The 24,379-nt window shown below is 36.3% G+C and carries 26 protein-coding genes; 21 read left to right on the forward strand and 5 right to left on the reverse strand.

Going from position 1 to position 24,379, the window contains the following annotated elements:
- Nucleotides 1-122 precede the first annotated feature (122 nt).
- From JR050_RS04530 to JR050_RS04555, 6 genes are all read left to right on the forward strand, one after another.
- Complete coding sequence (locus JR050_RS04530; protein WP_204201725.1) at nucleotides 123-1,409, forward strand: IS110 family RNA-guided transposase; 1,287 nt, start codon at nucleotides 123-125, stop codon at nucleotides 1,407-1,409.
- A gap of 525 nt (nucleotides 1,410-1,934) precedes the next feature.
- Complete coding sequence (locus JR050_RS04535) at nucleotides 1,935-2,252, forward strand: hypothetical protein (RefSeq protein ID WP_204202336.1); 318 nt, start codon at nucleotides 1,935-1,937, stop codon at nucleotides 2,250-2,252.
- A gap of 161 nt (nucleotides 2,253-2,413) precedes the next feature.
- Nucleotides 2,414-2,767 carry a DUF4181 domain-containing protein gene (locus tag JR050_RS04540; RefSeq protein WP_204202337.1) on the forward strand — a complete coding sequence of 118 codons (354 nt, stop codon included), beginning with the start codon at nucleotides 2,414-2,416 and terminating at the stop codon, nucleotides 2,765-2,767.
- Nucleotides 2,768-2,821: 54 nt separating this feature from the next.
- Nucleotides 2,822-3,037: a bacteriocin immunity protein gene (locus tag JR050_RS04545; RefSeq protein WP_204202338.1), complete on the forward strand. Its 216-nt coding sequence runs from the start codon at nucleotides 2,822-2,824 to the stop codon at nucleotides 3,035-3,037.
- A gap of 105 nt (nucleotides 3,038-3,142) precedes the next feature.
- On the forward strand, nucleotides 3,143-3,664 hold the full coding sequence (locus JR050_RS04550) for a hypothetical protein (RefSeq protein ID WP_204202339.1): 522 nt from the start codon (nucleotides 3,143-3,145) through the stop codon (nucleotides 3,662-3,664).
- A gap of 353 nt (nucleotides 3,665-4,017) precedes the next feature.
- On the forward strand, nucleotides 4,018-4,617 hold the full coding sequence (locus JR050_RS04555; RefSeq protein WP_204202340.1) for a hypothetical protein: 600 nt from the start codon (nucleotides 4,018-4,020) through the stop codon (nucleotides 4,615-4,617).
- A gap of 600 nt (nucleotides 4,618-5,217) precedes the next feature.
- Here the strand turns inward: JR050_RS04555 and JR050_RS04560 are convergent.
- Complete coding sequence (locus JR050_RS04560) at nucleotides 5,218-5,589, reverse strand: VOC family protein (RefSeq protein ID WP_204202341.1); 372 nt, start codon at nucleotides 5,587-5,589, stop codon at nucleotides 5,218-5,220.
- A 200-nt stretch (nucleotides 5,590-5,789) separates the two neighbouring features.
- On the opposite strand from JR050_RS04560, the gene JR050_RS04565 reads away from it, so the two are divergent.
- From JR050_RS04565 to JR050_RS04580, 4 genes are all read left to right on the forward strand, one after another.
- Nucleotides 5,790-6,446, forward strand: coding sequence for a YdeI/OmpD-associated family protein (locus JR050_RS04565; RefSeq protein ID WP_204202342.1), 657 nt, complete (start codon nucleotides 5,790-5,792; stop codon nucleotides 6,444-6,446).
- 106 nt (nucleotides 6,447-6,552) lie between these two features.
- Nucleotides 6,553-6,948 (forward strand): VOC family protein, encoded by a 396-nt coding sequence (locus tag JR050_RS04570; RefSeq protein ID WP_204202343.1) that lies wholly within the window; start codon nucleotides 6,553-6,555, stop codon nucleotides 6,946-6,948.
- 17 nt (nucleotides 6,949-6,965) lie between these two features.
- Complete coding sequence (locus tag JR050_RS04575) at nucleotides 6,966-7,343, forward strand: VOC family protein (RefSeq protein ID WP_204202344.1); 378 nt, start codon at nucleotides 6,966-6,968, stop codon at nucleotides 7,341-7,343.
- Nucleotides 7,344-7,530: 187 nt separating this feature from the next.
- On the forward strand, nucleotides 7,531-7,950 hold the full coding sequence (locus JR050_RS04580) for a coiled-coil domain-containing protein (protein WP_204202345.1): 420 nt from the start codon (nucleotides 7,531-7,533) through the stop codon (nucleotides 7,948-7,950).
- A gap of 105 nt (nucleotides 7,951-8,055) precedes the next feature.
- Here the strand turns inward: JR050_RS04580 and JR050_RS04585 are convergent, their stop codons facing one another.
- Complete coding sequence (locus JR050_RS04585; protein ID WP_204202346.1) at nucleotides 8,056-8,769, reverse strand: 5-formyltetrahydrofolate cyclo-ligase; 714 nt, start codon at nucleotides 8,767-8,769, stop codon at nucleotides 8,056-8,058.
- Between the two features lie 728 nt (nucleotides 8,770-9,497).
- On the opposite strand from JR050_RS04585, the gene JR050_RS04590 reads away from it, so the two are divergent.
- From JR050_RS04590 to JR050_RS04605, 4 genes are all read left to right on the forward strand, one after another.
- Entirely contained in the window at nucleotides 9,498-9,950 is a 453-nt protein-coding gene (locus tag JR050_RS04590; protein WP_204202347.1) for a GNAT family N-acetyltransferase, read from the forward strand.
- 64 nt (nucleotides 9,951-10,014) lie between these two features.
- A complete protein-coding gene (locus tag JR050_RS04595) occupies nucleotides 10,015-10,398 on the forward strand; it encodes a VOC family protein (RefSeq protein ID WP_204202348.1) in 384 nt (127 codons plus the stop codon).
- Nucleotides 10,399-10,773: 375 nt separating this feature from the next.
- The gene (locus JR050_RS20755; RefSeq protein WP_204202380.1) at nucleotides 10,774-10,818 is read left to right on the forward strand and encodes an erythromycin resistance leader peptide; all 45 of its coding nucleotides are present in this window, start codon (nucleotides 10,774-10,776) and stop codon (nucleotides 10,816-10,818) included.
- Between the two features lie 279 nt (nucleotides 10,819-11,097).
- Nucleotides 11,098-12,336, forward strand: a complete 1,239-nt coding sequence (locus JR050_RS04605; RefSeq protein WP_204202349.1) for an MFS transporter — start codon at nucleotides 11,098-11,100, stop codon at nucleotides 12,334-12,336.
- A gap of 614 nt (nucleotides 12,337-12,950) precedes the next feature.
- Here JR050_RS04605 and JR050_RS04610 read toward each other — a convergent pair.
- A complete protein-coding gene (locus JR050_RS04610; RefSeq protein ID WP_204202350.1) occupies nucleotides 12,951-13,277 on the reverse strand; it encodes a hypothetical protein in 327 nt (108 codons plus the stop codon).
- Between the two features lie 261 nt (nucleotides 13,278-13,538).
- On the opposite strand from JR050_RS04610, the gene JR050_RS04615 reads away from it, so the two are divergent.
- The 4 genes from JR050_RS04615 (at nucleotide 13,539) to JR050_RS04630 (ending at nucleotide 19,676) form a co-directional block, all read left to right on the forward strand.
- On the forward strand, nucleotides 13,539-14,456 hold the full coding sequence (locus JR050_RS04615; RefSeq protein WP_204202351.1) for a GNAT family N-acetyltransferase: 918 nt from the start codon (nucleotides 13,539-13,541) through the stop codon (nucleotides 14,454-14,456).
- Between the two features lie 606 nt (nucleotides 14,457-15,062).
- Nucleotides 15,063-15,518: a methyl-accepting chemotaxis protein gene (locus tag JR050_RS20760; protein WP_239454101.1), complete on the forward strand. Its 456-nt coding sequence runs from the start codon at nucleotides 15,063-15,065 to the stop codon at nucleotides 15,516-15,518.
- Nucleotides 15,519-15,793: 275 nt separating this feature from the next.
- On the forward strand, nucleotides 15,794-19,006 hold the full coding sequence (locus tag JR050_RS04625) for a M36 family metallopeptidase (RefSeq protein ID WP_204202381.1): 3,213 nt from the start codon (nucleotides 15,794-15,796) through the stop codon (nucleotides 19,004-19,006).
- 244 nt (nucleotides 19,007-19,250) lie between these two features.
- On the forward strand, nucleotides 19,251-19,676 hold the full coding sequence (locus JR050_RS04630; protein WP_204202353.1) for a VOC family protein: 426 nt from the start codon (nucleotides 19,251-19,253) through the stop codon (nucleotides 19,674-19,676).
- Between the two features lie 106 nt (nucleotides 19,677-19,782).
- Here the strand turns inward: JR050_RS04630 and JR050_RS04635 are convergent, their stop codons facing one another.
- Nucleotides 19,783-20,925, reverse strand: coding sequence for an NADH-dependent flavin oxidoreductase (locus JR050_RS04635; RefSeq protein ID WP_204202354.1), 1,143 nt, complete (start codon nucleotides 20,923-20,925; stop codon nucleotides 19,783-19,785).
- A gap of 185 nt (nucleotides 20,926-21,110) precedes the next feature.
- Between JR050_RS04635 and JR050_RS04640 the strand changes: the two genes are divergently transcribed.
- Nucleotides 21,111-21,485 (forward strand): RidA family protein, encoded by a 375-nt coding sequence (locus JR050_RS04640; protein ID WP_204202355.1) that lies wholly within the window; start codon nucleotides 21,111-21,113, stop codon nucleotides 21,483-21,485.
- Between the two features lie 18 nt (nucleotides 21,486-21,503).
- Nucleotides 21,504-22,604 (forward strand): threonine synthase, encoded by a 1,101-nt coding sequence (locus tag JR050_RS04645; RefSeq protein WP_204202356.1) that lies wholly within the window; start codon nucleotides 21,504-21,506, stop codon nucleotides 22,602-22,604.
- Between the two features lie 186 nt (nucleotides 22,605-22,790).
- Here the strand turns inward: JR050_RS04645 and JR050_RS04650 are convergent, their stop codons facing one another.
- Entirely contained in the window at nucleotides 22,791-23,363 is a 573-nt protein-coding gene (locus tag JR050_RS04650; RefSeq protein ID WP_204202357.1) for a DUF1836 domain-containing protein, read from the reverse strand.
- Between the two features lie 166 nt (nucleotides 23,364-23,529).
- On the opposite strand from JR050_RS04650, the gene JR050_RS04655 reads away from it, so the two are divergent.
- Nucleotides 23,530-24,210 (forward strand): SGNH/GDSL hydrolase family protein, encoded by a 681-nt coding sequence (locus tag JR050_RS04655; RefSeq protein WP_204202358.1) that lies wholly within the window; start codon nucleotides 23,530-23,532, stop codon nucleotides 24,208-24,210.
- Nucleotides 24,211-24,379: the final 169 nt, after the last annotated feature.

Below are 24,379 nucleotides of genomic sequence, written 5' to 3' on the forward strand. Positions count from 1 at the left end.
GGAAGCATTCCTGTAATGATTAAAAATGGCATTTGAACATAAAAATAACCTCTTGGTATGATATAAGTGTCCTAAGCTTGCCGGCAAAAAGGACAAATCATATATTCCAGGAGGCTTTCAAAATGAATTATAACCAAAATAATAAGATTGCTCAAATTACTTCTCAAACACTAATTATAGGTGTTGATATTGCGAAATTCAAGCACGTAGCTCGTGCGCAGGACTATAGAGGTTTGGAGTTTGGTAAACCTCTATACTTTGGAAATGCGAGAGATAGTTTTGATAGATTTGTTGAATGGATTAAAGAGATACAGGATCAACAAAACATGAATAAAGTAATCATTGGTGTTGAACCTACTGGACACTACTGGCTAAATTTAGCCCATTATCTAAAGGGTACTGACTTCAAGTTAGTAGTTGTCAATCCAGCTCATGTTAAGAAGACAAAGGAATTAGATGATAATTCCCCAACTAAGAATGATGTGAAAGATGCAAAGGTCATTGCCCAATTAGTGAAAGACGGAAGATACGCTGAACCTAATATTCCAGAAGGAATATATGCCGATCTTAGAATCGCTAGAAAAATACGCGATCAATTATCCGTCGACCTACAAGCGGTACAAGGGCAAATTCACAATTGGATTGACCGATATTTCCCTGAATTCCTAACAGTCTTTAAAGATTGGGAGGGGCTTTCTGCTCTACAAATATTAAAGCTAAATCTACTACCACATGAGTTAGCTGAACTCCCTGATCAAGAGTTATTAGCTCATATTAGGAAAGCTGCAAAACGTGCAGTGGGTATAAGTAGAATAAAAGAATTAAAGAAGGTGGCCGGCGTTTCAATCGGAATCCGTGAGGGTTCAGATTTGGCCAAATTAGAGTTAAGCACGTTGTTAGATAAGTATGAACTCATTACTAAAAAGTTTGAACAACTAGAGGTTAAAAGGGACGAGCTATTAGAACAAATACCAGGAGTGCACCAAATGCTAGCGATTACTGGGATAGGAAAAGATACGATAGCTGGGTTCTTTGCAGAGATTGGAGATTTACGTTATTACTCACATCCAAGGCAAATCATTAAACTTGCAGGATTAAGCTTGATGGAACACACATCAGGAAAACATAAGGGACAAACCAGAATAACCAAAAGAGGCAGGAGAAACCTAAGAGCCCTTTTGTTTAGAGTCATTATGCCCCTTGTAGCTAAGAATTCTGCTTTTAAAGCCTTACATGAATACTATACAAAGCGACCTGATAATCCATTAAAAAAGATGCAGTCACTGATCGCTTTATGTAATAAATTGATACGAGTGTTATTTGCAATAGGTAAGAAACAATTTGTGTTTAGTGAAGAAAGAATGTTGAAGGATATTCCTCATATGGCTGAATTGCCAAAAGTAGCTTAGAATTCTCGATATAACGTATAAATCATGCTTTTATAGTAGTTAATCTCAATAATTAATAGACATTTGAAGCACGGATTAGTCAGTAAAACAACTAAAATACGGACATAGATCCTGTCGGGAAGCATAACTGACATCTACCTCATGGAAAGGTTGGACGAAGGAATTTTGGAGCATAGACTCTGTGAGATATGGGAGGGTTGACCTCCATGAGAAATGTAGACATCCACCAGTGCGACCATACTTTAACTGGATTTCCACCTTTTGGATTAAGGTGGCTTGGGTACCTACAGTCTTTTTTGCTTCTCAACTCCAAAATTTAACTAAAATACAACTTTATCCCATGTTATTAAAGTCTATTAAATATGGATGACTATGAAATCGTGAGAAAAAACGAGAAATCGAGAGATTTACCTTTCTATATAGAGGGAGTTTAGTTAAACAAGTTCAGGTAATATAAAGTGGGACATACCTCTCAAAAGATTGAATATAATGTTGTTAAGGTAATTATTATCGGGGTGATTTCTTTTGAAAGAATTTAAAAAAGCGGTACTTAGAACAATTGAAATCTTTGTAATCTTAGCAACTGGCTTACTTTTCACTGTTTACATTTTGAAACCTATTTACGAGAGCTTTGGAATTAAATTTATGGGGAATGTTTGGGTAAACTGGTTTGGAATATCTTATATTCTATTTGTCGTGTACACGCTGATTTTTGCTCTGTTTTTATTTAAGGACAGTCTACTTTTCAAACATCGAATTACATCGTTCTTTTTTGGGCTTGTTTTTATCGGTGCCAATTATGTAGTTTTTATTCCTTTTGTAAAAGGTGAAAATCCATTTTAATCTTAATAAAATCAGGTAAAATTAAAGTAATCTAAAATCGCTTGTTTCACTAAAGGGTGCGTTGATCCTGGAAGGGATTAACGCTTTTTATGTAGAAGTAATTGTACTAACGGGGAAGGATAGTTCAATTATAGACATAGACTGAAATGGGGTTAGAACTCTTGAAATTATTAATTATTATATTAGTTTATTTATTACTCGATTCAATACTATGTAAATTATTAAAAGTTAAACGTAAAAGTATTTTTGGAAGATATGAGCATTTGGATGTTAAGTATGCTTCTACAGAAAAATATTTATTCTATGCTTGTTTGGGCTTTATGGTTATTAACCTTTTTTTTGATATTGTTAATAGTCCTTTTACTATTATGTGGTTATTTTTTTCGATTCTCTGGCTTTATAGAGGGTATCAAGAATGGAAATTTAATAAGGAAAACAAAGTATACGTTCTTAGCTGGTTTAGTTCAATTGTCTTTGGTGCAATAGCTTTTTTAACTTTAGTAGGAATAACATAAGTTTTCACTAAAGGGGAAGGATAGTGGAATAAGGCAAAAGGGAGGGTTCAATTGTTGAACAATTTGCTAAGTAAAAATCAACTAATACAACTTGTTGAGGAAATTGTAAATCCGCAAACAAGTGAAGAAGAGATTAACAAGAAGATAGAAATATTAGAGCGAAATGTGACTCATCCAGCTCCTACCGATATAATCTTTTGGAATGAAGAAGAACTCTCGCCGATAGAAATAGTAGAACGACTGTTGAATTATAAACCTATATCATTATAAAGAATCTCTACAACATTAAGCGTGTAGGGCAAAGTTATATTTAGGAGAAGTTCTCAACTAAAGGGGAAGTATAGTTGAACAACAAAATGAAATGGAGAAATTCTCATGGGCTGTGAATGTAATAATTTTGATGTAATAGAATTGCAACGAAACGACATCTCAAAAAGAATTAAAGAAACAAAAACATTAAAGAAAAAACTAAAATTACTTGCTAAACATCCTAATGGTGAAGACCAATTATATGAATGTGATAAATGTGAACAACTTTGGCAAGGGAGTTATGCCTGGAACTTTGGGAATGGAGAATACTTATTTAAAGTTCCGAAAGTTGATACAGAGAAATGGCATGTAGAACAATTTGTAGCACCAGATGAGATTCTAATTTATTTGGCAATCATGGATAGGTTCTTAACAGAAAATAGATTTGAAGTATCAGAGGAATTTTGCAAAAAGGATCATTGTATTAACAAAGCGGTAAAAGGTCTTAACTTTTGTCTAAAACATCACATAAAATCATTGCAAAATATAGGAACTTTACCCCAAACTCCATCTGGTAAGCTATTTGAAACATATGAAAAAATCTTTAAAAAGTACCAAGCTATATTTGAACAGATTATTATGAGTTGACTAACGGGGAAGTTTAGTTGAAAAAGAAATATAAAAGAGGATCTTAATGATCCTCTTTTACTTGTTAAATTATCTTAAAATATCTTATTAAAAAAGCACTAAAGTACGCGTTTCTTTGGTCTGTCTTTCTGCCTTTTTTAATCTTAGAGCAAATATTATAGAGCAATTTTAGAAGAATATTATACACTAAATTTATATTTTTTGTATTGGGAAAATGAGGCTTAATAAATGCATTAATTGAATCAAAAACACTATGATTTTCCCAATACAAAGATACATAATTTCCCTTTATGATAGATAGTAGATTCGAATCATTTTTATAAAATATCTAATCAAGTTAGGAGAATAAGCACATGAAAAAAGTATTAGCTGCAATATTTGTAGGAGTATTAACCTTCAGCATGATTTTAACTCCACATGATGCATTTGCATCAACATCTGAAACAACAGAGTTTACCTATTATTATAATGGTGTAAAATTTGTCTCTGATAAGGAACTTACTGAAGAAATGATTCAAGATCTTTATAATCAAGCAGTATCACCATCTGCTTCTTCTATTACTAGTAAGTCTTTAAGTAATACTATTGATGAGCCAGGTTATGTAATTCCTAATGAGGGTGGCTCTAGAATGCTTACTGACAAAATCTATAGAACATATGATAATACAGATGTTGAAATTGCAGCAGGAATTATTGCAGCACTGCTATTGAAAAAAGCTCCTGCTAAATTTAGTCAGTCGAGATACGAAGCATTTATAACTGTTCCAATGACTGCATGGCTTTTATCGTTCAATGATACTTATGTGGGTTCATGGCAGACGGAATCATATAACAGCTATAATAGGTTGTACGAACAAAAGAATACTATAGTGCATTACAGATATGGAAATTACACATCACCAATGGAAGTTCAATATTACTCAGTTGGCTTTACATCAAAACCAACACCATAACAATTAATAAAATAGTCCCTCTTTTAAGAGGGATTTTTTAATATATACTATTTATTAAGAGGTGATAATTTGAAGATTCTTAAAATCTTGTACATTGTTTTAGCTCTAGTGTCATTAGTATTAAATTTTATTACCCAATCAATTTGGGCACATTTATTTTTAGTTGTTTTGTTCCCTATTACTTATTTTCTTGTTCAACTTATATACTCAATTAGAAAGAAAAATTATCTTTGGATTGGAATATCATTTACAGTATTAGCTATATCCTTTATGTATTTTATCCCATATTATATTGATAAGTTATAATCGTTAATTTGGTAAATGGTTTTTTCCTAGTGCTTCAGCTGCCGATGGCAGCTATTTTTTTCATAATAGGGATCAAAATAAATAAAGTGATAAAGAACAAGTTTGTGAATATCTTCACTTAAACTATAGGGGGCTTTAGTTAAATAAGAGCTCTTAATTAGTAGCTAAAAACTCTATGTAAAATAAAAAAGGCGTATAAAAACTGTAGTCAGTTTTAACGCCTTTTTTATTGTCAGTCATATGATGTATAACCCAAAACGAACATTTTTATAAATACGTGAGGGCGAAAAAATTTTATCTGTGTTGGTCAATAAGAATAGAATTTCCGTCAGGATCTTCAATTGTGATGTAGGCGGGACCTTCGCTTGATTCATCTGCTTTAGTCAGTATGTTGACACCTTGTTCTTTTAGTAGCTTTTGTAATTCTCGAACGTCTGTGAAGGTTTCAAGGTTTTCGGCATTTTGATTCCACCCTGGATTGAACGTTAAGATGTTCTTTTCAAACATTCCTTGAAATAGACCGATGACACAGCTATCATTTTTCATGATTAGCCAGTTATTCGAAATATCCCCGCCAAAGTCATCAAACCCAAGTTTTGAATAAAAATCTCTTGAAGCACGTATGTCTTTTACATTTAAGCTCACAGAAAAGGCACCTAGTTTCATATTTTCCATCCCCTTACTATTGATGTTTCCATTATAAGGGAATGGTTGTTGCTTGTACAACAGATAGAAGGACTTATCCTTTTTGTGTAGAAATGATAGTGTAAGAAAAATTAAACTCAAGACTAGAAATTCTACTTTTGAAGGAGGAATTACGTAAGTATTCGCGCTGTATATATAAAAAGTTGTTGTAGGAGATAAAGATGACAATTATCAATAAACTAAATTTGAAAAAATATAATAATTTAGCAGTTCTTAATCAACCAAGTGATTATGAGTTGTTTACTGGATATCAGACGATTTTGACTGAAGAGCATGATGCGATTTTCATTTTTGTAAAAATACTGGATGATATGGTTCACCATACCGAAAAAATCATACAAGAGCAGCTATTACTAGAATATGGCTACTTATTTTTTGCATACCCGAAGAAGGGTAACAAAAGGTATGAAACGTTCATTCATCGAGATGAAATTTTTCCAGCCATGAACGTAAATGAAGATGGATATGTTGGAGATAGTAATTTAAAGTTCTCACGAATGGTAAGTATGGATGATGTCTTTTCTGTTGTTGGATTGAAATATGAAAAGAAGAAGGTACAGAAGTCATCTGCAGCAAGTCAATGTGTGGCAGATTATGTAGATCAGGTGAAGGATGTAGAGCACCTGTTAGCTGAGCATCCCGGTGAGCTAAAGTTTTATCAAGAGTTAACACCTGGTTATCAAAGAGATTGGGCTCGATATATCTTTTCAGCGAAGCAACAAAAAACACGTGAAAAGCGCCAGGCACAGATGGTAGATATTCTTTCACAAGGATGTAAATCCATTGATTTATATCGTGGACAAAAGAAAAAAATCTAAACGTATAAGAACTTAATTTTCTCACCACAATAGTGAAGTAATAGTATCATTTTACTAGATTACATACTTGTTTTTTAAAAAATAGAATCATTAGGAGGAAAAACGAATGGGTAGATTAGTACATTTTGAAATTCATGTAGATGACATGGAACGAGCGAAAACTTTTTACGGTGAGATATTTGGTTGGACGTTTCAAGACTGGAGTGACTTTGCAGGTATGCCGTATTTCGGTGCAGTGACAGGAGCTGATGATGTGCCGGGGATTAATGGTGCATTAATGAAACGTCAAGGTCCAAAACCTGAACCGAATCAAGCATTAAACGGATTCTCTTGTACTCTGGGTGTAGAAGATTATGATTCTACAGAAGCCAAAATTTTAGAAATGGGTGGTACAGTCGCATTACCGAAATATGCACTTCCTGGTATGGCGTGGCAGGGGTATTATATTGATACAGAAGGAAACATATTTGGCATTCATCAACCAGATGAAAATGCCAAGTAAGAAGTACGAGAACATAGATGATCAATAAAATTGGGAAAATTACGGTATATGTAGAAGACCAAGAGCAAGCGAAAGCGTTTTGGGTAAAAAATATAGGATTTGTAGTTAGATTAGAGCAACCAATGGGTCCTAACACGACTTGGTTAGAAGTTGGCCCAAGTGATGATGAATTTACCACATTGGTTTTATACTCTAAGTCAGCCATGCAGCAGCAACAACCTTCTAAAGTCGCTCATCCATCTATTCTGTTTAGCACAACGGATATTGATGAGTCATACGAGAAGATGAAACAAAATGGTGTAAAAGTGGGCGAACTTTTAAAAATGCCATACGGATCGATGTTCACCTTTTATGATCAAGATGAAAATGAATATTTGTTAAGAGAAGATAAATAAGAGAGATATATGACACAACGATTCTATCTAGTATTAATAGTATACAAATAGCCATTTGGATAGGTAAACCTGGAGTTTAAACAGTTATGTTTAGATTCCAGGTTTTTGCTATTTTCAGTCTCGAAGTAATACTAGATTGCACCCGTTTGAGATATTATAATAGTAAATAGAATGGAGGTGAAAATATATGAAAGAAATACTGCAGCAAATTCTTACTGAATTAAAAACAGTCAAAGATAGTCAACTAGAGATGAGAAATGACATTAGTGAATTCAAAGTTGAACAAGCAGAGATGAGAAATGACATTAGTGAATTCAAAGTTGAACAAGCAGAGATGCGAAATGACATTCATGGAATAAAAGTTGAACAAGCCGAGATGAGAAAAGACATTCATGGATTAAAAGAAGAACAAGCCGAGATGAGAAAAGACATTCATGGATTAAAAGAAGAACAAGCAGAGATGAGAGAAGAAATAAAATTTTATTATGGTTCCATGATGAATAAACTCGAGGAAACAAAATCAGAATTAAAAAGTGAAATCAAGCAAATCTCTTCGGTTCAAAAGCAGCACCAAGAAGTATTGGAGATTATCAACAATAGGCAATAAACGAAACCTCATGAAAAATCCACCGCAAAATCTACTAATATCCATTATCCAATAAATGAAAGACCCCTTTACAGAATATAAAGGGGTTATTGTTATTTTACTGTTTTACTTTCTCGTAAGCTCTCGAATTTCCTTTAAAACGGGCATTTCCACTAATTCTTCCTCGGTCACTATGTCCCACTCGATACCACTAGGCTTTGGATAAGGAGAATTTGTTTTGATTAACTCCTTTTCAGTTGCAATCCAGTCAACCGTTAAGTCGAATCGATCTCGCGGGACGTCATGGTTTGTTAATTGAGCACTATGTATCGTACCGATTATCGGAACGTCTGGGTTTCCGAGTTCTCTCATAATTGCATACTCTCTGTCTGAATAGCCTTCACCTTTTCCAACTCGTCTGCCATCTGGGTGGAGGGCAACCGATCCTGTAAAAAACAAATCAATTCTCGGAATTTCAGAAAGTGGAATCTCCTTGCCGTAGGATTTGATATGGGAGAGACTAGCAGCCTTTCGTTCTTCTCCGTTTGGCACCCATTCAGGCATAACGATGATAAAGCCAGCTTTTAGCCTTGGAGTAGGAACGAGCAATGTTTTTCCATCTTTCAACACTTGTGCACGAATCGGTAATTGGGGAGAATCTGGGTTGACTTTAACCACTTTTGCCTGTCTGTACTCAGGCATTGTCGTCACAAAGTGAGCAGCCTTTTCCGCACCTTTAAAATTAGGAATTCGATTTTGCAGTGGAAAGGGGAATCTACCTAACTTATGTTCCGTTAAGTGTTGCCACTTTTCCTCGCGAATGTCTTGTTTCGTTATCATTTCATACACCTACATATCTATTATGAATGTCCTTCGTTTCCTCTTCTATCATAATATAACCTGTAAAAACGTAACAAATCATATGTATGATAAACTAAATGAGTTTCATTCGTAACTCTCATAAGTAGCAAATCTAATTAAGAATCTCCTCGAATATAAGATAATAAAAGAGAAGAAGGAAGGACTGAACTAAGGTGAGTCCTTTAAAGTAAATTATTTGATGTTAGGTTAGATAAAAAACAACTTATGTCATAGTTGTTTTTTTATTGGTAAAATCTTCTTGTATTCAGTGAATCACAAGTGTAAAATTACACTAAATAAGAAATTTGTAAGAAATAGTTATAACATCGTGATATTAGTAGAATAAGAGAGTGAATATAAAATGAAAGACTTCATTAAATAGTTTGTGGCATCTATGTCATTCGCACTCATTGGCTTTTTCATTGTATTTAATATAGGAAGTTGGGCTTGGATCAATGGAGGGCTTAATAAAAATGTTATGTTTACTGGGAATTTGATTAACTTTGTATTGATTATATTTTCGTTTTATTGTTTATTTAAATCTAATGTCGAACGTAAAACAAGGTTTATAACTATATCTATTTTTGCTTCGCTAATCCCTTTATTTGTTTTTCTAGTAAATGGCTTTCTTTTCGTTTTTTGGATTGAAAATTAATAATTCCCCGTAAGATGCTAGCAAAAAAGTTTCTTATATTAGGAGTGATCAGATGTTAACGTATCGTAAAGCAGACCCGAACGATATTGGGAAATTGGTTGAACTGAGGAAAATACAATTAATGGATGAGGGGATAGAACCAACAATTGATATTGATAAGGAACTATCCGATTTCTTTGAAGATAAGCTACGTGAAGGCAGGTTGATTCAATGGCTTGTAGAAGATGATGAAGTAATTGTTGCCTCTGGCGCGGTCATTTTTTATGATTTCCCGCCTAGCTTTACCAATAAATCTGGGAAAAAGGCATACATTGCCAATATGTACACGAATGATCAGTACCGAGGTCAAGGAATTGCAACAAATCTACTTTCAAAACTAGTAGAAGAGGTTAAAAGTTCCGGAGTATCTAGAATATGGCTTGCTGCATCGGAAATGGGAAGACCGGTGTATAAGAAGTTTGGTTTTACTGAGACGGATGAATATTTAGAGTTGAATATTAATTAATCTCGGTTATGGATAGAATTATTATGAATCGTGTGTCACAAGTAATAAAGGAGGCAAAAGACATATGAAGATCATCGTTACTAGTATATTTGTACAAGATCAAGAAAAGGCACTGAAATTTTATACGGAAAAGCTGGGGTTTGTAAAAAAAGAGGACGTTCCCGTAGGAGAGTTTAGGTGGATTACGCTTGTTTCGCCAGAGGCAAAGGACGGTACCGAACTGTTACTCGAACCGAATCAACATCCTGCAGCGAAGGAGTATCAAAAGAGGATCTACTCTGAGGGAATCCCTGCAATGATGTTTGGTGTTGAAGACATTCACCATGAGTATAAGCGATTAATGGAAACCGGTGTGACGTTTACGATGGAACCGACAAAAGCAGGGGAAGTCACGATAGCGGTGTTCGATGATACATGTGGTAATCTTATTCAAATCGTGCAGAAGTAGTCTTACATAAATGATTATTTTTGAACAGAAGGATCAGGGAGAAATCTGATTCTTTTGGTTTTTTGGTTCAAAACCTATTCTCACAACTAGACTTTTCTTCTACCCTCAACTACTAGAGTTTGCAGCAGCACTACCTGCAATAGCAGCCATCATGACAGCTTGTTACTTGATACAGATTAGCATAAATTTCAATATATTCATTTTCATTATTTTGTAATGTTGTGTTCAAATTGGTCACTCCTTATAAAAGCTTGTAACTGTTTTTCACTTTGTTAGATGAAAAGTTTCATACTATTGCAAGTAATAGATTATTTTGACTTTCAAACTGTTCGAATTTATACTAAAAGTACTTTACAGAAGGAGGATTATTAAAAAATGACACATTCTATGAGACTTCGATTTCGATCTTTGAACCAGTAAGTACAATACGTTCAAGTGACTCTGTGTGAAAGCAGGGTAAACGGGATCAATCTGTCCTTTTTTAATAATCACAAAACCATGCATTTAAGGGGAAGTGGAACGTTTCCACTGGCTCATTGTTAACGATTATTAATGATGTTTACTCAGAAATCACAGGCAAAGGTCTGTGATTATTTATTTTTATATCAGTATCACGAAAACAGTGTCAATAAAGAAGAACGTTGTAATTTTACTGGGGAACTCACGTAAAAAAATAAAAATAAGAAGGTCGGGAAGAAGATGAACTCAGTAAATGAAATGAATTGGAAAAAGAATATTTCGCTCTTTTTAGGAAGTCAGACGATATCACTTTTTGGATCGGCATTGGTTCAATATGCCATGATGTGGCATATTACACTGAAGACAGAGTCAGGTATGATGATGACACTGTTTATTATTTGTGGATTTATTCCTACGTTTATTTTATCTCCCTTTGCAGGAGTATGGGCAGATCGCTATAACAGAAAAATCCTCATTATCGTAGCCGACGCGTTTATTGCCTTTTCAACACTAGTCATGGCGATTGTATTCTTATTGGGATATGAATCTGTTTGGTTACTGCTGCTTATGGCATCGATACGTGCAATTGGGACAGGAATTCAAACACCCGCAGTAGGCGCAATTTTGCCTCAACTAGTTCCAAAGGATAAACTAACGAAAGTAAATGGAATAAACGGAAGTCTGCAAGCATTAATTATGTTCGTCGCACCAATGGTAAGTGCGGCTTTGTTAACGATTGCCACTCTTGAAACCATCTTTTTTATTGATGTGGTTACGGCACTTATTGCAATTATCACATTACTAGGATTTCTAAAGATATCGGTACATGAGAAAGCATCGGACCAACAGCCGACAAGTTATCTGGAAGATTTCAAACAAGGGATCGGTTATATAAAACAAAACTCATTTTTAAAACAGTTATTTCTGTTTTTCGGTGTATTCTTTGTCTTGATGGCACCGGCAGCTTTTTTGACGCCCCTGCAAGTAACTCGTAGCTTCGGTGGGGATGTTTGGCGATTGACGGCAATCGAATTAGCATTCTCTCTTGGTATGATGGCTGGAGGAGCGTTCATTGCGACATGGGGTGGCTTCAAAAACAAAATTCATACGATGACCTTTGCCAGTCTGTTAATGGGAATCTGTACATTAGCACTAGGTATCGTACCGATCTTCTGGATTTACTTACTGTTTATGGCTATTTTCGGTATTGCGATGCCGGTATTCAATACACCAACCACTGTTCTCCTACAGGAACAAGTAGATGAAAATTACTTAGGAAGAATTTTTGGAGTATTTGGTATGATATCCACTTCGATGATGCCAATTGGTATGCTTATTTTCGGACCAATGGCTGATGTAGTAAAGGTGGAGTGGTTGCTAATCGGTACAGGTTTACTAATATTACTTCTTTCACTCTTCTTAGGAAGAAACAAAGTATTGTTAGAAACAGGTAAACCAGTTGTTCAGGAACAAGAGTAAAATGTATAAAAGGATATCCAACACCCAGCTATAAGGACATATATAAGCAGTGTAATTTCACAAAAGGAATCGCACTGCTTTTTTTTATGGAAAAGATAAAGTGATTTCACCTTCCTTTTCTTTATAGATTATACTCTCAACAGTCCATTTTTCTGATTCATTGTTTCCTTTATTTCTTCCTATCACAAATTCATAATCGTAATATTCCTCTGACTCGTAGGCAATATAGATCTTTCCCTTATCTGCTTTGAATTCGTAAGGAACTGCGAATGGACGATGTAACCATTCAAATTGATAACGATTGAGGTTAAAATAGCAAGGGCATTATTTCTATCATCTATGAAAATGTCAAGAAATTCGTTAACTACTTTTATCGAATCATTAAAATCTTTAGATGTAGTAGGAAACTGTAAAGCAAAAGCTTCTTTCTTTAAAGCTCATATTTTCTTCACGAAAATCATCAAACGTTTTCAACACATTATTTTCTCTTTGAATTTCTTTAATGGAATCATACAACTTTCTATTATCTACAACTGTGTTTACTAGTAATCTAATAGTAGAAGTAGTCCATAGGTTTTAAAGTATTTTATGAAATGTAAACCTTCACTAAGAAACTAGGTAAGAAATGCAATAATTACTCCAGTAATAAAAAATAACACACATCCAAAAACAAACGGATTAACTTTTAAAGAAAATGGTGAATGTTTCATTTGATAATTGCTTTTACTTCCTTCAATACTGGTTGCGATCTCTGCCTCAACCCTAGTTGAAGTAAACCCGCCCGAGCTGGAGAAGTAAATAAAGATTGTCGAAGTGGCAATGCCGACATATAAAATGGCATCAAGTAGATGAATCCCGATTGAATTAGATACTAAGTATGACACTCCGAAGTTTAACACCATTACAATTAAAGTGAAAATCAAATATTTTAGTTTGTTCATAAGTCATTCTCCTTTGCATTATATTAGTTCCTTTAAGTAATACGAAATAAAGTATGATTGGTTTCAGAATATTCAATTAAGATATGCGATTTCAGATGTGTAATTCGAATCCATATTCATATTGACCGCTCTATGATTGTTTTTGTTAATAAAATGGATTTACAAATTTATCCAAAGATATTACATTAGTATTATCTTTGGTGATCATACGTGTTAGAAAACAGATGTTTAGTAGGCTTTAAAAGAGGAGACTAAGAGAATATGAGTACATATATAGTAAAAGCATTAACACAAGAGGAGAGACCTACGCTAGGTAAGTTTTATGAAACTGTTGCACTGGATAAAAAGGTTGTATTTTGGTGGATTGGATCAGAAGAAAATTGGGAAAATGTGATCTGTGCGTTTGAAAATGGGGAAATGATTGCAAAGGGACAAGTGCAAGTAGTAAATACAATCCCAGATGGACACCCACCCTCCAGCAAACATAAAATCTATTTGAACTTAAAGACATTACCAGATAGAGAAACTGATGTTGAACTATTAAACAGTGTCTATGATAAGCTTTATGAAAGAGCGTTAGTATTAAAACAAGAATTATCGCCAAACTATGAAACAGACTTCTGCGTAGGGAACTTTGGTACAGAAGTGAACAATAACTGTTATTTTCTAGAAGAAAAAGGATTTAAGCCACAGAATACGTTATATACAATGGAGAGGGATTTAACTCAACCTATAGTGAACATTGAATTTCCTGAATCAGAACTTCGTTGGAATTATTGGAGTATGGAAACCGCTCAGGAAGAAAAGCAATACTTAGATGCGGAATGTATAATTTGGCCAGATATAGCTCTTGGTTACAATAGATTACGAGAATACAAGAACCATAACTACTGGACAGCGATCACTGTTTGGGGAAATGATGATATCATCGCAAGCGTCATGGCGTGGGAAAAGGAAGGCATTGGCGTCATTGAAGATGTATTCGTCATGAAACAGTGGAGAAAGCACGGCATTGCGAGATTTCTATTGACAACGGCGCTTACATACCTGAATGAAAAAGGTCTATCTGAAGCGGAGTTAATGGTCGATACAGCGAATGAAAAAGCACTAAATTTGTACAAATCAGTTGGGTTTGAGGTAGTAGAAGTAGAGAAGAGGTTTTATACAGAACTGGTTTAAGTATGAATGGTAGTTTACTGGAGGCAGTGGTGTTTTAGCACCAACAGTGGTACCAATGGACTATGAACGAGGGGTAGAAATGTGACGAACTTTCAGAAAGTATTGGTGAATCTTGTAGAATCAGCACATTAAAAATAGGCAACGTGAGTAATTTTACTTATACTTGTTTCATATCCCGGACAGGGAGGTAGCCTTTACTACGAAACTAGTAGATGGTGCTATTTTGTTAGAAGGAGAAACAATATGGAACATAATCAGACTTTACATGCTTATTTACAAGTAGTTCCTATCATTCAGGGAATGCTACCAGATATCGCTATAGGTATAACAAATACTGAAGAGTGGGTCGCTTATTATCCAGGTAAGAAAATAGACCTAGGGGTTAAAGCAGGAACGAAAATCAACCCTAAAGAGCCATTAGCAGAGTGCGTTCAATTAGGGAAGAAAATTCGCGCAGAAGTGGAACCAGAGTTTTTCGGATTTGCTTTCACAGGTTTAGCTTGGCCAATTAGAGAGGGTAATCAGATCGTAGGGGCTATTGCCATCCAACTTCAAGAGCAAAACCAAAATAAATTATTAGACATCTCCGAAGAAATTGTAGCAGCTATGACTCAAGCAAATCAAGAGATAACAACGATTTCTCAAGGCGCAGAGAACCTTGCAGAAATAAGCAGCGTGTTAAAATTACAATCTAATCATGCGATTGAAAGTACGAAGAATACGGATGAAGTCCTTTCTTTCATTAAAAAGGTAGCTGACCAAACAAATCTACTTGGCTTAAATGCAGCAATTGAAGCCGCACGTGCAGGAGAGCATGGGAGAGGCTTTAGTGTGGTAGCTGACGAAATCCGAAAACTATCAAACGATACGGTTGCTTCAACAGAAAAGATCCGAACAACGTTAAGCGATATTCAGAAATCAATGAATGAGATATCGACATCTATTGAAAAAATAGTTTTAGTAGGAGAGGATCAAGCTTCGTCTACTGAGGAAATCTCAACATTAATAAAAGAGATAGAAAAGATGAGTAAAGAATTAAACAAATATGCTTCTGAATTATAAAGAACGGGACATGATGCAATCTTAGGATTGTATCTTTTTTGTTCCGTTAACGATGTAGGTTTTGGGATAATTTACTTGAACTTTACTCGGTTCTTTTTAACTTCATTAATATGCCTATCCTCTCTACGTGGAAAGTATTATATCGATTAGTTATTCCGTTGTATTTTAATAGACTATTCTATGTATTTATCAGTGTGGAGAGAGGTAAAGTGTCACACGCAGTAGTATATCTTTCCTGTATAGTATTTTTATTTTACAGGGAGGTTTGGTTGGATATGAAAAAAGGCAGGCTGTTTGCAGCTGTGTGCACCACCTTGGTTGCGGGTCAAATTCTGATGACTACAGGAATCCGAGCAGAGCAAGTTTCTGGACCTATTGCAAAGGATGAGATTCATAATCATGCTACAGAGCTTTTTGATGTACGAAACGTCGTAAATACGGTTCTTCCTACAGACGTACAACTTGATGCGGCAAATTCGTTTATTCAAAATGTGGGAGCAGGGGTGAAAATTGAATGGAATTCACGGTTTGGTACTCCATCCATAATCGTGAAAGAGAAAGGATACTTGACAGATCCATCTAGTCAAAGTGCAAAAGATATTGCTCGTTCTTGGCTGAAAGAACATGCCGCCCTCTATGGACTTAGCGCCGCAGAAGTAGATTCATTAGCAATTATTAGAGACTATGCAATGCCAGGAACAGGCTTACATCCCGTTACGTTCCAACAAACCTTTGATGGAATTGAATCTGTATACGGTGGAAGAATCATTGTAGCCGTAAACAAAAATGGTCAAATTTTATCTGTTACAGGAAATGCTACTCGCTCAAAGGGCTTAGTGGCAGACTTTAAGTTAACAGCAGCAGAAGCTTTAAGTAAAGTCGTTAGTTTCGAGTCACCTAACCTTGATTTTATTCCGAAGTTACTCGGTACGGAAAAGGGATGGGATGTGTTTGATGGTGGAAAGGTGTTGCCTACGAAACAACGAGTGAAGAAAGCAACGTTTGTTACGGAGAATGGCGTTAGACCTGCTTATCGCGTATTGTTCATTGAAGAACTCAATGAAGGATATGAAGTGGTCATTGATGCGGCAACAGGTGAAAAGTTATACCAACGTTCATTGGTTGATACGTTACTAGAATCAGAAGGATTAATTTTCGAAAATTATCCAGGTGCAAAAGCGGGTGGAACACAAGTTGTGAAATCCTTTAAAGGAGATCCTAAAGCATCACCAAACGGATGGCTTATCCCAGGAACTAGTCTAGGACTTACGACATTTGGAAACAATGCGAACAGTTATGCAAACTGGAGTAACTTCTTAGTCCCGGCAGACCAAGCGACCCGTCCTCTTGCGCTAAATGGTGATTTCAGCTTCTTATTCAAGGATGCATGGAAAAAAACAAAAGGCCAAACAGTACCTCCATCCTATGCAGAGGATTTAAACAGTGCGGCAACGAACTTGTTTTATCATCACAATTTATTTCATGACTATTTTTACAACTTAGGGTGGACCGAAGCAGCAGGTAACCTGCAGTTATCAAACTTCGGAAAAGGTGGAATGGACGGAGATGCGATTTTAGGTCTTGTTCAAGCAGGCGCATTATCTGGTGGTGCACCAACTTACACAGGTCGTGATAACGCCTACATGTTAACGTTGCCAGATGGAATTCCAGCTTGGAGCGGCATGTTTTTATGGGAGCCGATTGCAGGAGCCTTTGAAGGTGAATATGCAGATGGAGATTTTGACGCAGGAATTATTTATCATGAATACTCACATGCGTTATCAAACCGTTTAGTTGCGGGAGGAGAAGCACTCGGAAGCCATCAAGCAGGCTCTATGGGAGAAGGCTGGGGTGACTTCTATGGTATGCACTTTTTAAACAAGAAAGGCTTGCAGGATAAACCTGTTGTTGGTGCATATGTTACTGGCAATAACGAAAGTGGAATACGAAGCTATTCACTAGATGAAGCACCATACAATTATGGTGATGTTGGGTATGACGTTGGTGGTCCTGAGGTTCACTCAGACGGTGATATTTGGGCAGCGATTCTTTGGCAGGTAAGAGAAGAACTTATTACGAGATATGGAAAAGCAGAAGGGGAAACCGTCATCGAACAGTTAGTCATGGATGCGATGCCAATTTCTGTTCCGGATCCATCGATGGTTGATATGCGTTCAGCTATTATTGCAGCTGACTTTGAACGATATGACGGAAAGCATTATGATGCACTATGGACTGCATTTTCACAGCGTGGTATTGGTGCAAATGCTTATAGTAATGGCGGAGATGATACAGATCCGAAACCAGGCTTCAATCATCCGGATGGTCAAAGGAACGGTCAAATTATAGGGAAAGTAATTAACTCAGCAACGAATAAACCAATTTCAGATGCAAGAATTATCATTGGTGAGTTTGAAGCAAGAACGACTCCTCTTGCTGTATCTGGTGAAAAGGGAGACTTTGGAGCTTATGTTGTAGAAGGTTCTTACGACATAACGATTCAGGCGAAAGGCTTTGGTTCTAGAACAATCAGAGATGTCGCAATTAAAGCAAATGAACTGAATAAGTTATCATTCAAGTTAGGACCAAATGTTGCATCATCCTTCAACGGAGCAACCATTAAGAGTGTATCAGGAAACTCAGATTCAAACCCTGTAAAATTTGCAATTGATGATACGGAAGCAAGTGTATTCGCATCCGATACACAAGCAAACGGGTTCAATGGAGCTGAATTCGTGGTAGATCTAGCAGGTGACAAACCAGTTGAAGTCTCACACGTGCAAGTGAGTGCCATGAAAGATATTTCAGCTTCACGGTTTGCAACGTTGAAAAACTTTACGGTCCAAACATCAATAGACGGTGAAAACTGGACATCTATTTGGAAAGGGAAATTTGAAGGAAATAAACCAAGACCAACAGTCGATACACTACATTATCAAGGCTTTGATTTACCAGAACCAGTTCAAGCCAATTACCTAAAGTTAACCGCTCACGATACACAAAACAATTCTCAAGGCTTTGTTCAAGTTGCAGAACTGCAAGCATTCACTGAACAAAAAGTTAAAATTGAACCAATAGACATACAGCCAGAAGAACCATTTGTCGCAGAAGGTACAGTTCAAGTTGGAAATGCAGGTACAGGAATTGGTAGCCTTGCCGGTGTACCAGCGACGCTAGCTGTGACAGAAAATGAATTCGTCACAACACAAAATCCTGAACCATCCTCTCAAGGTGTAGATGGTTATGTCCTAACGTTACCAGAGCAATATGGGGACGGCATTCATAACTTCACTTTAGAAGGAGAAAGCAGTAGCTCTTATGATTTTGATGTGTATTTCTACAACAAAAACTTTGAAATAATCAGTGGAGTAGCAACATCTGGTGCAAATGAATCAGGAGTAATCCCTGGTGGTACTCGTTACGTGTATGTGGGATTATATTCTGGTGTGAATGTACCGTTTACATTTAAAGCAACAAGTCCTTATTAAAACATGTAAAGTGGAGAGAGCTTGCTAGCAGGCTCTTTTTCCTTTTACATAGGCTGTTTTCGTAAAGCTTGTTGCTTTTGCATATAAAATAAATTGCTATAGTGTCTGCAGCGAAATGGAGCGGAAATCTCAACTAAAAACAACAAAGTATGCGAAAACAACCTTTTCATAAAAACAGTGGTTGCGAACAAATGTTCTAAATTGTATAATTTGATTGTAAGATAACTTAAAGGAGATGGTTTAGATGTCAGTAAAGTTAATTCCGTACTTAGTGATGAATGGAAATGCAAAGGAAGCAATCGATTTTTATCAAGAGGCTTTAAAAGCAGAGGTGTTGTATTCACAATCTTTTGGTGAAATGCCAGAAAATCCAGAGTTTCCTTTACCTGAAGAGGCAAAAAACCGAATCTCTCATGCGACTATTAAAGTTGGGGAAACAGAACTAATGCTATCAGACACGTTTCCAGGTCAGCCACATCAAAGTGGAAATCAAGTGACGATTTGTATCTCAACAAAGGATGCAAATCAATCAAAAGCGATGTTTGATGCATTAAGTAATGGAGGAACCGTTACAATGCCTCTACAGGAAACCTTTTTTAGCCCTGCATATGGAGGCGTTATAGATAAGTTTGGTGTAACCTTCCAAGTATATACAGAAGGTGAGCATTAATACATAAACAATGAAGACCCCTATACTTACCGAGTGGTAAAAAGGGGTCTTCTTAGTGCTAAGCTATTATAAGAGATGCCGTATAACGAACAAGTCTTAGTTACTCTTAAACCCCCGGGAACCATCCTGGAGTGTTTACAATCGCAGCCCATAGAGGATCTGGAACCACTAATTCTTCTTGTTTCGTCTTATCAATTTTAGTGACAATATCAGCTTCTTTCCCTTCAGCTACTTTTTGTACCCAATCAGGATCAATAATCAGCTCTCTACCTAATGCAAGTAGAGGTACACCTGATTCAAATGCTTTACGTGCATCTTCTGCGGTATAAATGGAACCAACTCCAATTAGCGGGACACGGTTATTAATTGTTTCAAGTAAATAGTCAATTCTTTTCTTATTGGTATCTTCCACAGCTCTTTTAGCAGTCGAGTGGAAGTCTTGAAGTGATACATGTAAATAATCTAAGCCTTTATCAGCTAATTCGTCCACAAGTTTTAGTGTATCTCCCATTGTTATACCAGGAGTTTCTGGTTCTTCTGGTGAGAAACGATATCCTACGATAAACGGTGAGGTTGCATGCTCCTTCACGACTCTTTTCACTTCATCCACAATCGCAAGCGGGAAGGTCATTCGTTTTTCTAAACTGCCACCAAATTGATCTTCGCGTTTATTTGAATGAGGGGAGAAGAATTGCTGAATTAAATACCCATTTGCTCCGTGTATTTCAACACCGTCATATCCTGCTTCAATGGCACGACGAGTTGTTTCACCGAACGATCGGATCATTTCTTGTACTTCTGATTCTGTTAACGCTCTTGGCTTTAAATCCGGTTCTTCTGTTGATACACCGCCTCTTTCAGCAGGTACATCACTGGCACTAACAATTTCACCATTTGGAACGAGCGCTGGTGGACACATTCTACCACCGTGAAAAATTTGAAGGACCGCTTTCGCTCCTTGTCCTTTAATTGCATCTGCTACTTGTTTAAGACTTGGAATCATCTCGTCCTTGTCTCCACCAAATTCGCCGTGAAATCCTTTTCCGTTCGGCGTAACATATGTACAAGCTGTCACCACCATGCTTACGCCTTTCGAACGGCGTGCATAGTAATTAACCTCAGCTTCTGTAACCGTTCCATCTGGATTGGATGAAAAGTTCGTCATCGGAGCCATAACCAATCTGTTTTTCAATTCCACTCCGTTAGGAAGAGTGTAAGAAGTTAACATGTATTCTTCGTTTCCATTCATAGTAAATATCCTCCTTCTGTTATGTACCATGTTATCGTTGTCAAATTGACACACGTTTATGAAAGAATCGTGCAATTATAGTTATAACAAACTTCAACCATATGAATAAAATATTATGCCTATAGACTGCTTTTTTCTCATTAACTTGTATATGTATATAAAAAAGACAAGTTAGGAGCATGAGAATGATAAGTATAGTCGAAGCAGGAAACCTGAAGTCAAATGGACATTATGCACTTGCGACAGTACATAACGATACAGTGTATGTGTCTGGTCAATTTGCGATTGATCCTGTAACCCGTGAAAAGAAGTTTGGAACGATTGAGCAAGAAACATTACAGTCACTAAAAAACGTGGAACTCATTCTAGAAGCAGCAGGAAGTAAAAAAGAACACATTCTCCGTATGACACTGTATATACCTGATGTTTCGCTTTGGGACAAAGTAGATGCTGTGTACCGTGAATTTTTTGGTGAGCATAAACCTGCCAGAACAGTTGTGCCGACGAATGAGTTACATTTTGGCTTCAAAATTGAAATTGATGCGATAGCTTATATTTAGGCAGGGGGCGAATGTAGGATGGAGCAATTCGTATGTAACAGTTGTGAAACAGTGTATGAAATTACAATGACCAGGTGGAAGTGTGATTGTGGAGGAGTCTTAGATTTACGTAAGGAAACACCAAACATTGACGTTGAAGCTTGGAGACAATATCCAAACTCCTTGTGGCGTTATGTGGATACGATGCCATTTGCTAACGATGCTATGTCTTGGAGAGAAATTACAATGGGAGAAGGTCAAACTCCTTTACTCGTGTTAGATCCACTAGAGCCACATACATACGTAAAAGTTGAATACACGATGCCTACGTTATCCTTCAAAGATCGGGGAGCAGTTGTATTGATGGCGAAGGCAAAAGAGTTAGGTGTAACAAAGGTGATCGCCGATAGTAGTGGCAACGCAGGAACAGCAATCGCAGCCTATGCAGCACGTTGTAACATTGCGTGCGATATTTATTTAAGTGATCAAACGTCTCCGAAAAAGATAGCGCAAGTAAAAGCACATGGCGCAACCATTAAAGAAATTCAAGGTACACGGGAGACAATAGCAGCAGCAGCACAACAAGCGGTGGAAGAAGAAAACGTGTTTTACGCAAGTCATGTGTATAATCCGTACTTTTATGAAGGAACAAAAACATACGCTTATGAAATTTATGAACAACTAAAAGGAGTGCCAGATTCACTCATCATCCCAGTTGGAAATGGAACGCTGTTACTTGGCGCCTACTATGGCTTCAAAGAATTGCTAGAAAACAGATTAATAGATAAAATGCCAAAACTCATTGCCATCCAAGCTGCCAACTGTGCACCACTCTGTCTTGCATATGAAACTGGGAAACCTAAAGCAGCACCATTCACAAACAAAGGAACGCTTGCAGAAGGCATTGCGATTGCTGCTCCAGCCCGTTCTAGTCAAATCTTAGAAGCTGTACGTGATACAAATGGTACCTTTATAGACATTGAAGAAGAAGAGATTTTGAGTGCCAGGGAACAGCTTGCTGACAAAGGCTTTTATGTTGAAATTACATCAGCAGTTAATTATGCTGGTTACTTGAAATATAACAGGGAGCCTGGAGAAATAGTTGTCATTCCTCTTTGTGGGGCTGGGATTAAGTCGTAATAATTAATAAATTAGCACATGTATATCACATTGCTAGCACTTGGCTATAACTCAATAATATCAAGGTATATCGCCGTCGAAGAGTTTTCTTCTCTCTGCTTTTGTCTTCTTTGTCATGATACTCAATTTAAATTTATGGAATTTCAGTAAAAAACGGTGCCATTACTAGTATGGCACCGTTTTTTACTATTCTTTCTCTTCTGAAGCAATGTCTCGAACTAATGTTTCAGCAGCATGTCGATAGAGATTGCTCATTTGCGCAAGAGACGAAATAAGCAATACTTTGTCTACATAGCTTGTATCAGTTTGGTCTTTAGTTGATACCAACTCTGTTGCCTCATGAAAATGTGTTTGCAAAGTACGACTGAAATGTTCTGCATTTACATTCATGAGTTCAAGGTAGTAACGATAAAAATCTGGTAAGTCAAATTCCTCATTTACTATTTTTTGATTCAGCTCTTCAAGTAACTGCTTGATTTCATTGATTTTCAAACTTCCTTTCAGCTGATTAATTAAGCTGAGGAGAATAATATGTTCTTTCGTATATTTTTTATTTTTAATCGGAAGCAGCAGTCCGGACTTTGCGTAATTGTTAATCATCGTTTTCGTCAGGACTCTCTCACTTGGATCACCGCTAGAGAGTTTGTTATCAAACAGCTGCATAACCTGGTCCATATATAAATCAATTCCCGGTATATCCTCAAGCTCAATCTGTTTCGTTCCTTTCAAGCTTTCTAGTAACCTTTCAACATCCGCCATATGAAAACCTCAATTCCTGTATTTAGTAGTGGGTTTATTTTAACAAGAAAATAGTCGGTTTTCAACACTTGCTACATTTCGTAGTTTGTTATATATTTATACGTAGTTATTAATACTACGTTATATCGTTATATGAGGTAACGTGTAGTTTGAATGGATGGTGTATATGAAAATTTTATGTTTTGGAGATAGCTTGACGAGAGGCGTTTCCTTTGTAAATGGGCGTTTAAGGATTCTAAAAAGAAATTATCCTGCTGTGTTACTTGATTTAATGAAAAATAAAAATAAAGAGAATGAGGAGATACAAGTCATTAATAAAGGGGTATTTAATGACAATTCCAATTTACTTATAGATAGACTCGAACGTGATGTCTTTCATGAAAAGCCTGATTATGTGATTATTGAAATAGGCGGGAATGATTGTGATTTCTCATGGTCAGAGGTTTCAGAAAATCCTACTAAGTTTCATGAGCCAACAGTTCCACTAGATCGATATATTGTTAATCTTAAATTTATTATATTAAAAATAAGAAACGAGGGGATTACACCGATTCTATCTACGTTACCGCCTTTAGATCCAGTTCGCTATTATAATAGAATTACGAAAAGTTTCAGCACGCAGGTAAGTCACTGGATTTGTAAGCTAGGAGGAATCGAGTACTGGCATAGCCAATACAATAACGCCGTTCAGAAAGTGGCAGAAGAATTAGATGTTATGCTGATAGACGTAAGAAAAGCGATCAAAAATGCTGGAGATGTAAATGGTCTCATAAGTGAAGACGGCATTCATTTGACGGAAAAAGGATATGAAGAATTCGCAACGGAAGTGTTTCAAAGAATATATTAAACTTCCAACTATGATTGAAAATAAATAATTAATTCTGATCTAAGAAATAGACTTGATTATATTTACGAACTCGAGTGTTGAAACGATTCTGGTCGTTCAAATGCTTTGTTTTGTCTTGATGTTTGGTTTACTTTTGCTACAGCTTTGGTTGTGAATCAGAAGGAGAAGG

The sequence above is a fragment of the Bacillus suaedaesalsae genome (genome assembly GCF_016890225.1).
In the GTDB taxonomy this organism is placed as follows: domain Bacteria; phylum Bacillota; class Bacilli; order Bacillales; family SA4; genus Bacillus_BS; species Bacillus_BS suaedaesalsae.

What these genes read in the sequence shown, in the direction of transcription:
- JR050_RS04530 (WP_204201725.1), top strand. Translation starts at nt 123, where the DNA reads ATGAATTATAACCAAAATAATAAGATTGCTCAAATTACTTCTCAAACA.
- JR050_RS04550 (WP_204202339.1), top strand. Translation starts at nt 3,143, where the DNA reads ATGGGCTGTGAATGTAATAATTTTGATGTAATAGAATTGCAACGAAAC.
- JR050_RS04555 (WP_204202340.1), top strand. Translation starts at nt 4,018, where the DNA reads ATGAAAAAAGTATTAGCTGCAATATTTGTAGGAGTATTAACCTTCAGC.
- JR050_RS04560 (WP_204202341.1), bottom strand. Translation starts at nt 5,589, where the DNA reads ATGAAACTAGGTGCCTTTTCTGTGAGCTTAAATGTAAAAGACATACGT.
- JR050_RS04565 (WP_204202342.1), top strand. Translation starts at nt 5,790, where the DNA reads ATGACAATTATCAATAAACTAAATTTGAAAAAATATAATAATTTAGCA.
- JR050_RS04570 (WP_204202343.1), top strand. Translation starts at nt 6,553, where the DNA reads ATGGGTAGATTAGTACATTTTGAAATTCATGTAGATGACATGGAACGA.
- JR050_RS04575 (WP_204202344.1), top strand. Translation starts at nt 6,966, where the DNA reads ATGATCAATAAAATTGGGAAAATTACGGTATATGTAGAAGACCAAGAG.
- JR050_RS04580 (WP_204202345.1), top strand. Translation starts at nt 7,531, where the DNA reads ATGAAAGAAATACTGCAGCAAATTCTTACTGAATTAAAAACAGTCAAA.
- JR050_RS04585 (WP_204202346.1), bottom strand. Translation starts at nt 8,769, where the DNA reads ATGATAACGAAACAAGACATTCGCGAGGAAAAGTGGCAACACTTAACG.
- JR050_RS04590 (WP_204202347.1), top strand. Translation starts at nt 9,498, where the DNA reads ATGTTAACGTATCGTAAAGCAGACCCGAACGATATTGGGAAATTGGTT.
- JR050_RS04595 (WP_204202348.1), top strand. Translation starts at nt 10,015, where the DNA reads ATGAAGATCATCGTTACTAGTATATTTGTACAAGATCAAGAAAAGGCA.
- JR050_RS04605 (WP_204202349.1), top strand. Translation starts at nt 11,098, where the DNA reads ATGAACTCAGTAAATGAAATGAATTGGAAAAAGAATATTTCGCTCTTT.
- JR050_RS04610 (WP_204202350.1), bottom strand. Translation starts at nt 13,277, where the DNA reads ATGAACAAACTAAAATATTTGATTTTCACTTTAATTGTAATGGTGTTA.
- JR050_RS04615 (WP_204202351.1), top strand. Translation starts at nt 13,539, where the DNA reads ATGAGTACATATATAGTAAAAGCATTAACACAAGAGGAGAGACCTACG.
- JR050_RS20760 (WP_239454101.1), top strand. Translation starts at nt 15,063, where the DNA reads ATGACTCAAGCAAATCAAGAGATAACAACGATTTCTCAAGGCGCAGAG.
- JR050_RS04625 (WP_204202381.1), top strand. Translation starts at nt 15,794, where the DNA reads ATGAAAAAAGGCAGGCTGTTTGCAGCTGTGTGCACCACCTTGGTTGCG.
- JR050_RS04630 (WP_204202353.1), top strand. Translation starts at nt 19,251, where the DNA reads ATGTCAGTAAAGTTAATTCCGTACTTAGTGATGAATGGAAATGCAAAG.
- JR050_RS04635 (WP_204202354.1), bottom strand. Translation starts at nt 20,925, where the DNA reads ATGAATGGAAACGAAGAATACATGTTAACTTCTTACACTCTTCCTAAC.
- JR050_RS04640 (WP_204202355.1), top strand. Translation starts at nt 21,111, where the DNA reads ATGATAAGTATAGTCGAAGCAGGAAACCTGAAGTCAAATGGACATTAT.
- JR050_RS04645 (WP_204202356.1), top strand. Translation starts at nt 21,504, where the DNA reads ATGGAGCAATTCGTATGTAACAGTTGTGAAACAGTGTATGAAATTACA.
- JR050_RS04650 (WP_204202357.1), bottom strand. Translation starts at nt 23,363, where the DNA reads ATGGCGGATGTTGAAAGGTTACTAGAAAGCTTGAAAGGAACGAAACAG.
- JR050_RS04655 (WP_204202358.1), top strand. Translation starts at nt 23,530, where the DNA reads ATGAAAATTTTATGTTTTGGAGATAGCTTGACGAGAGGCGTTTCCTTT.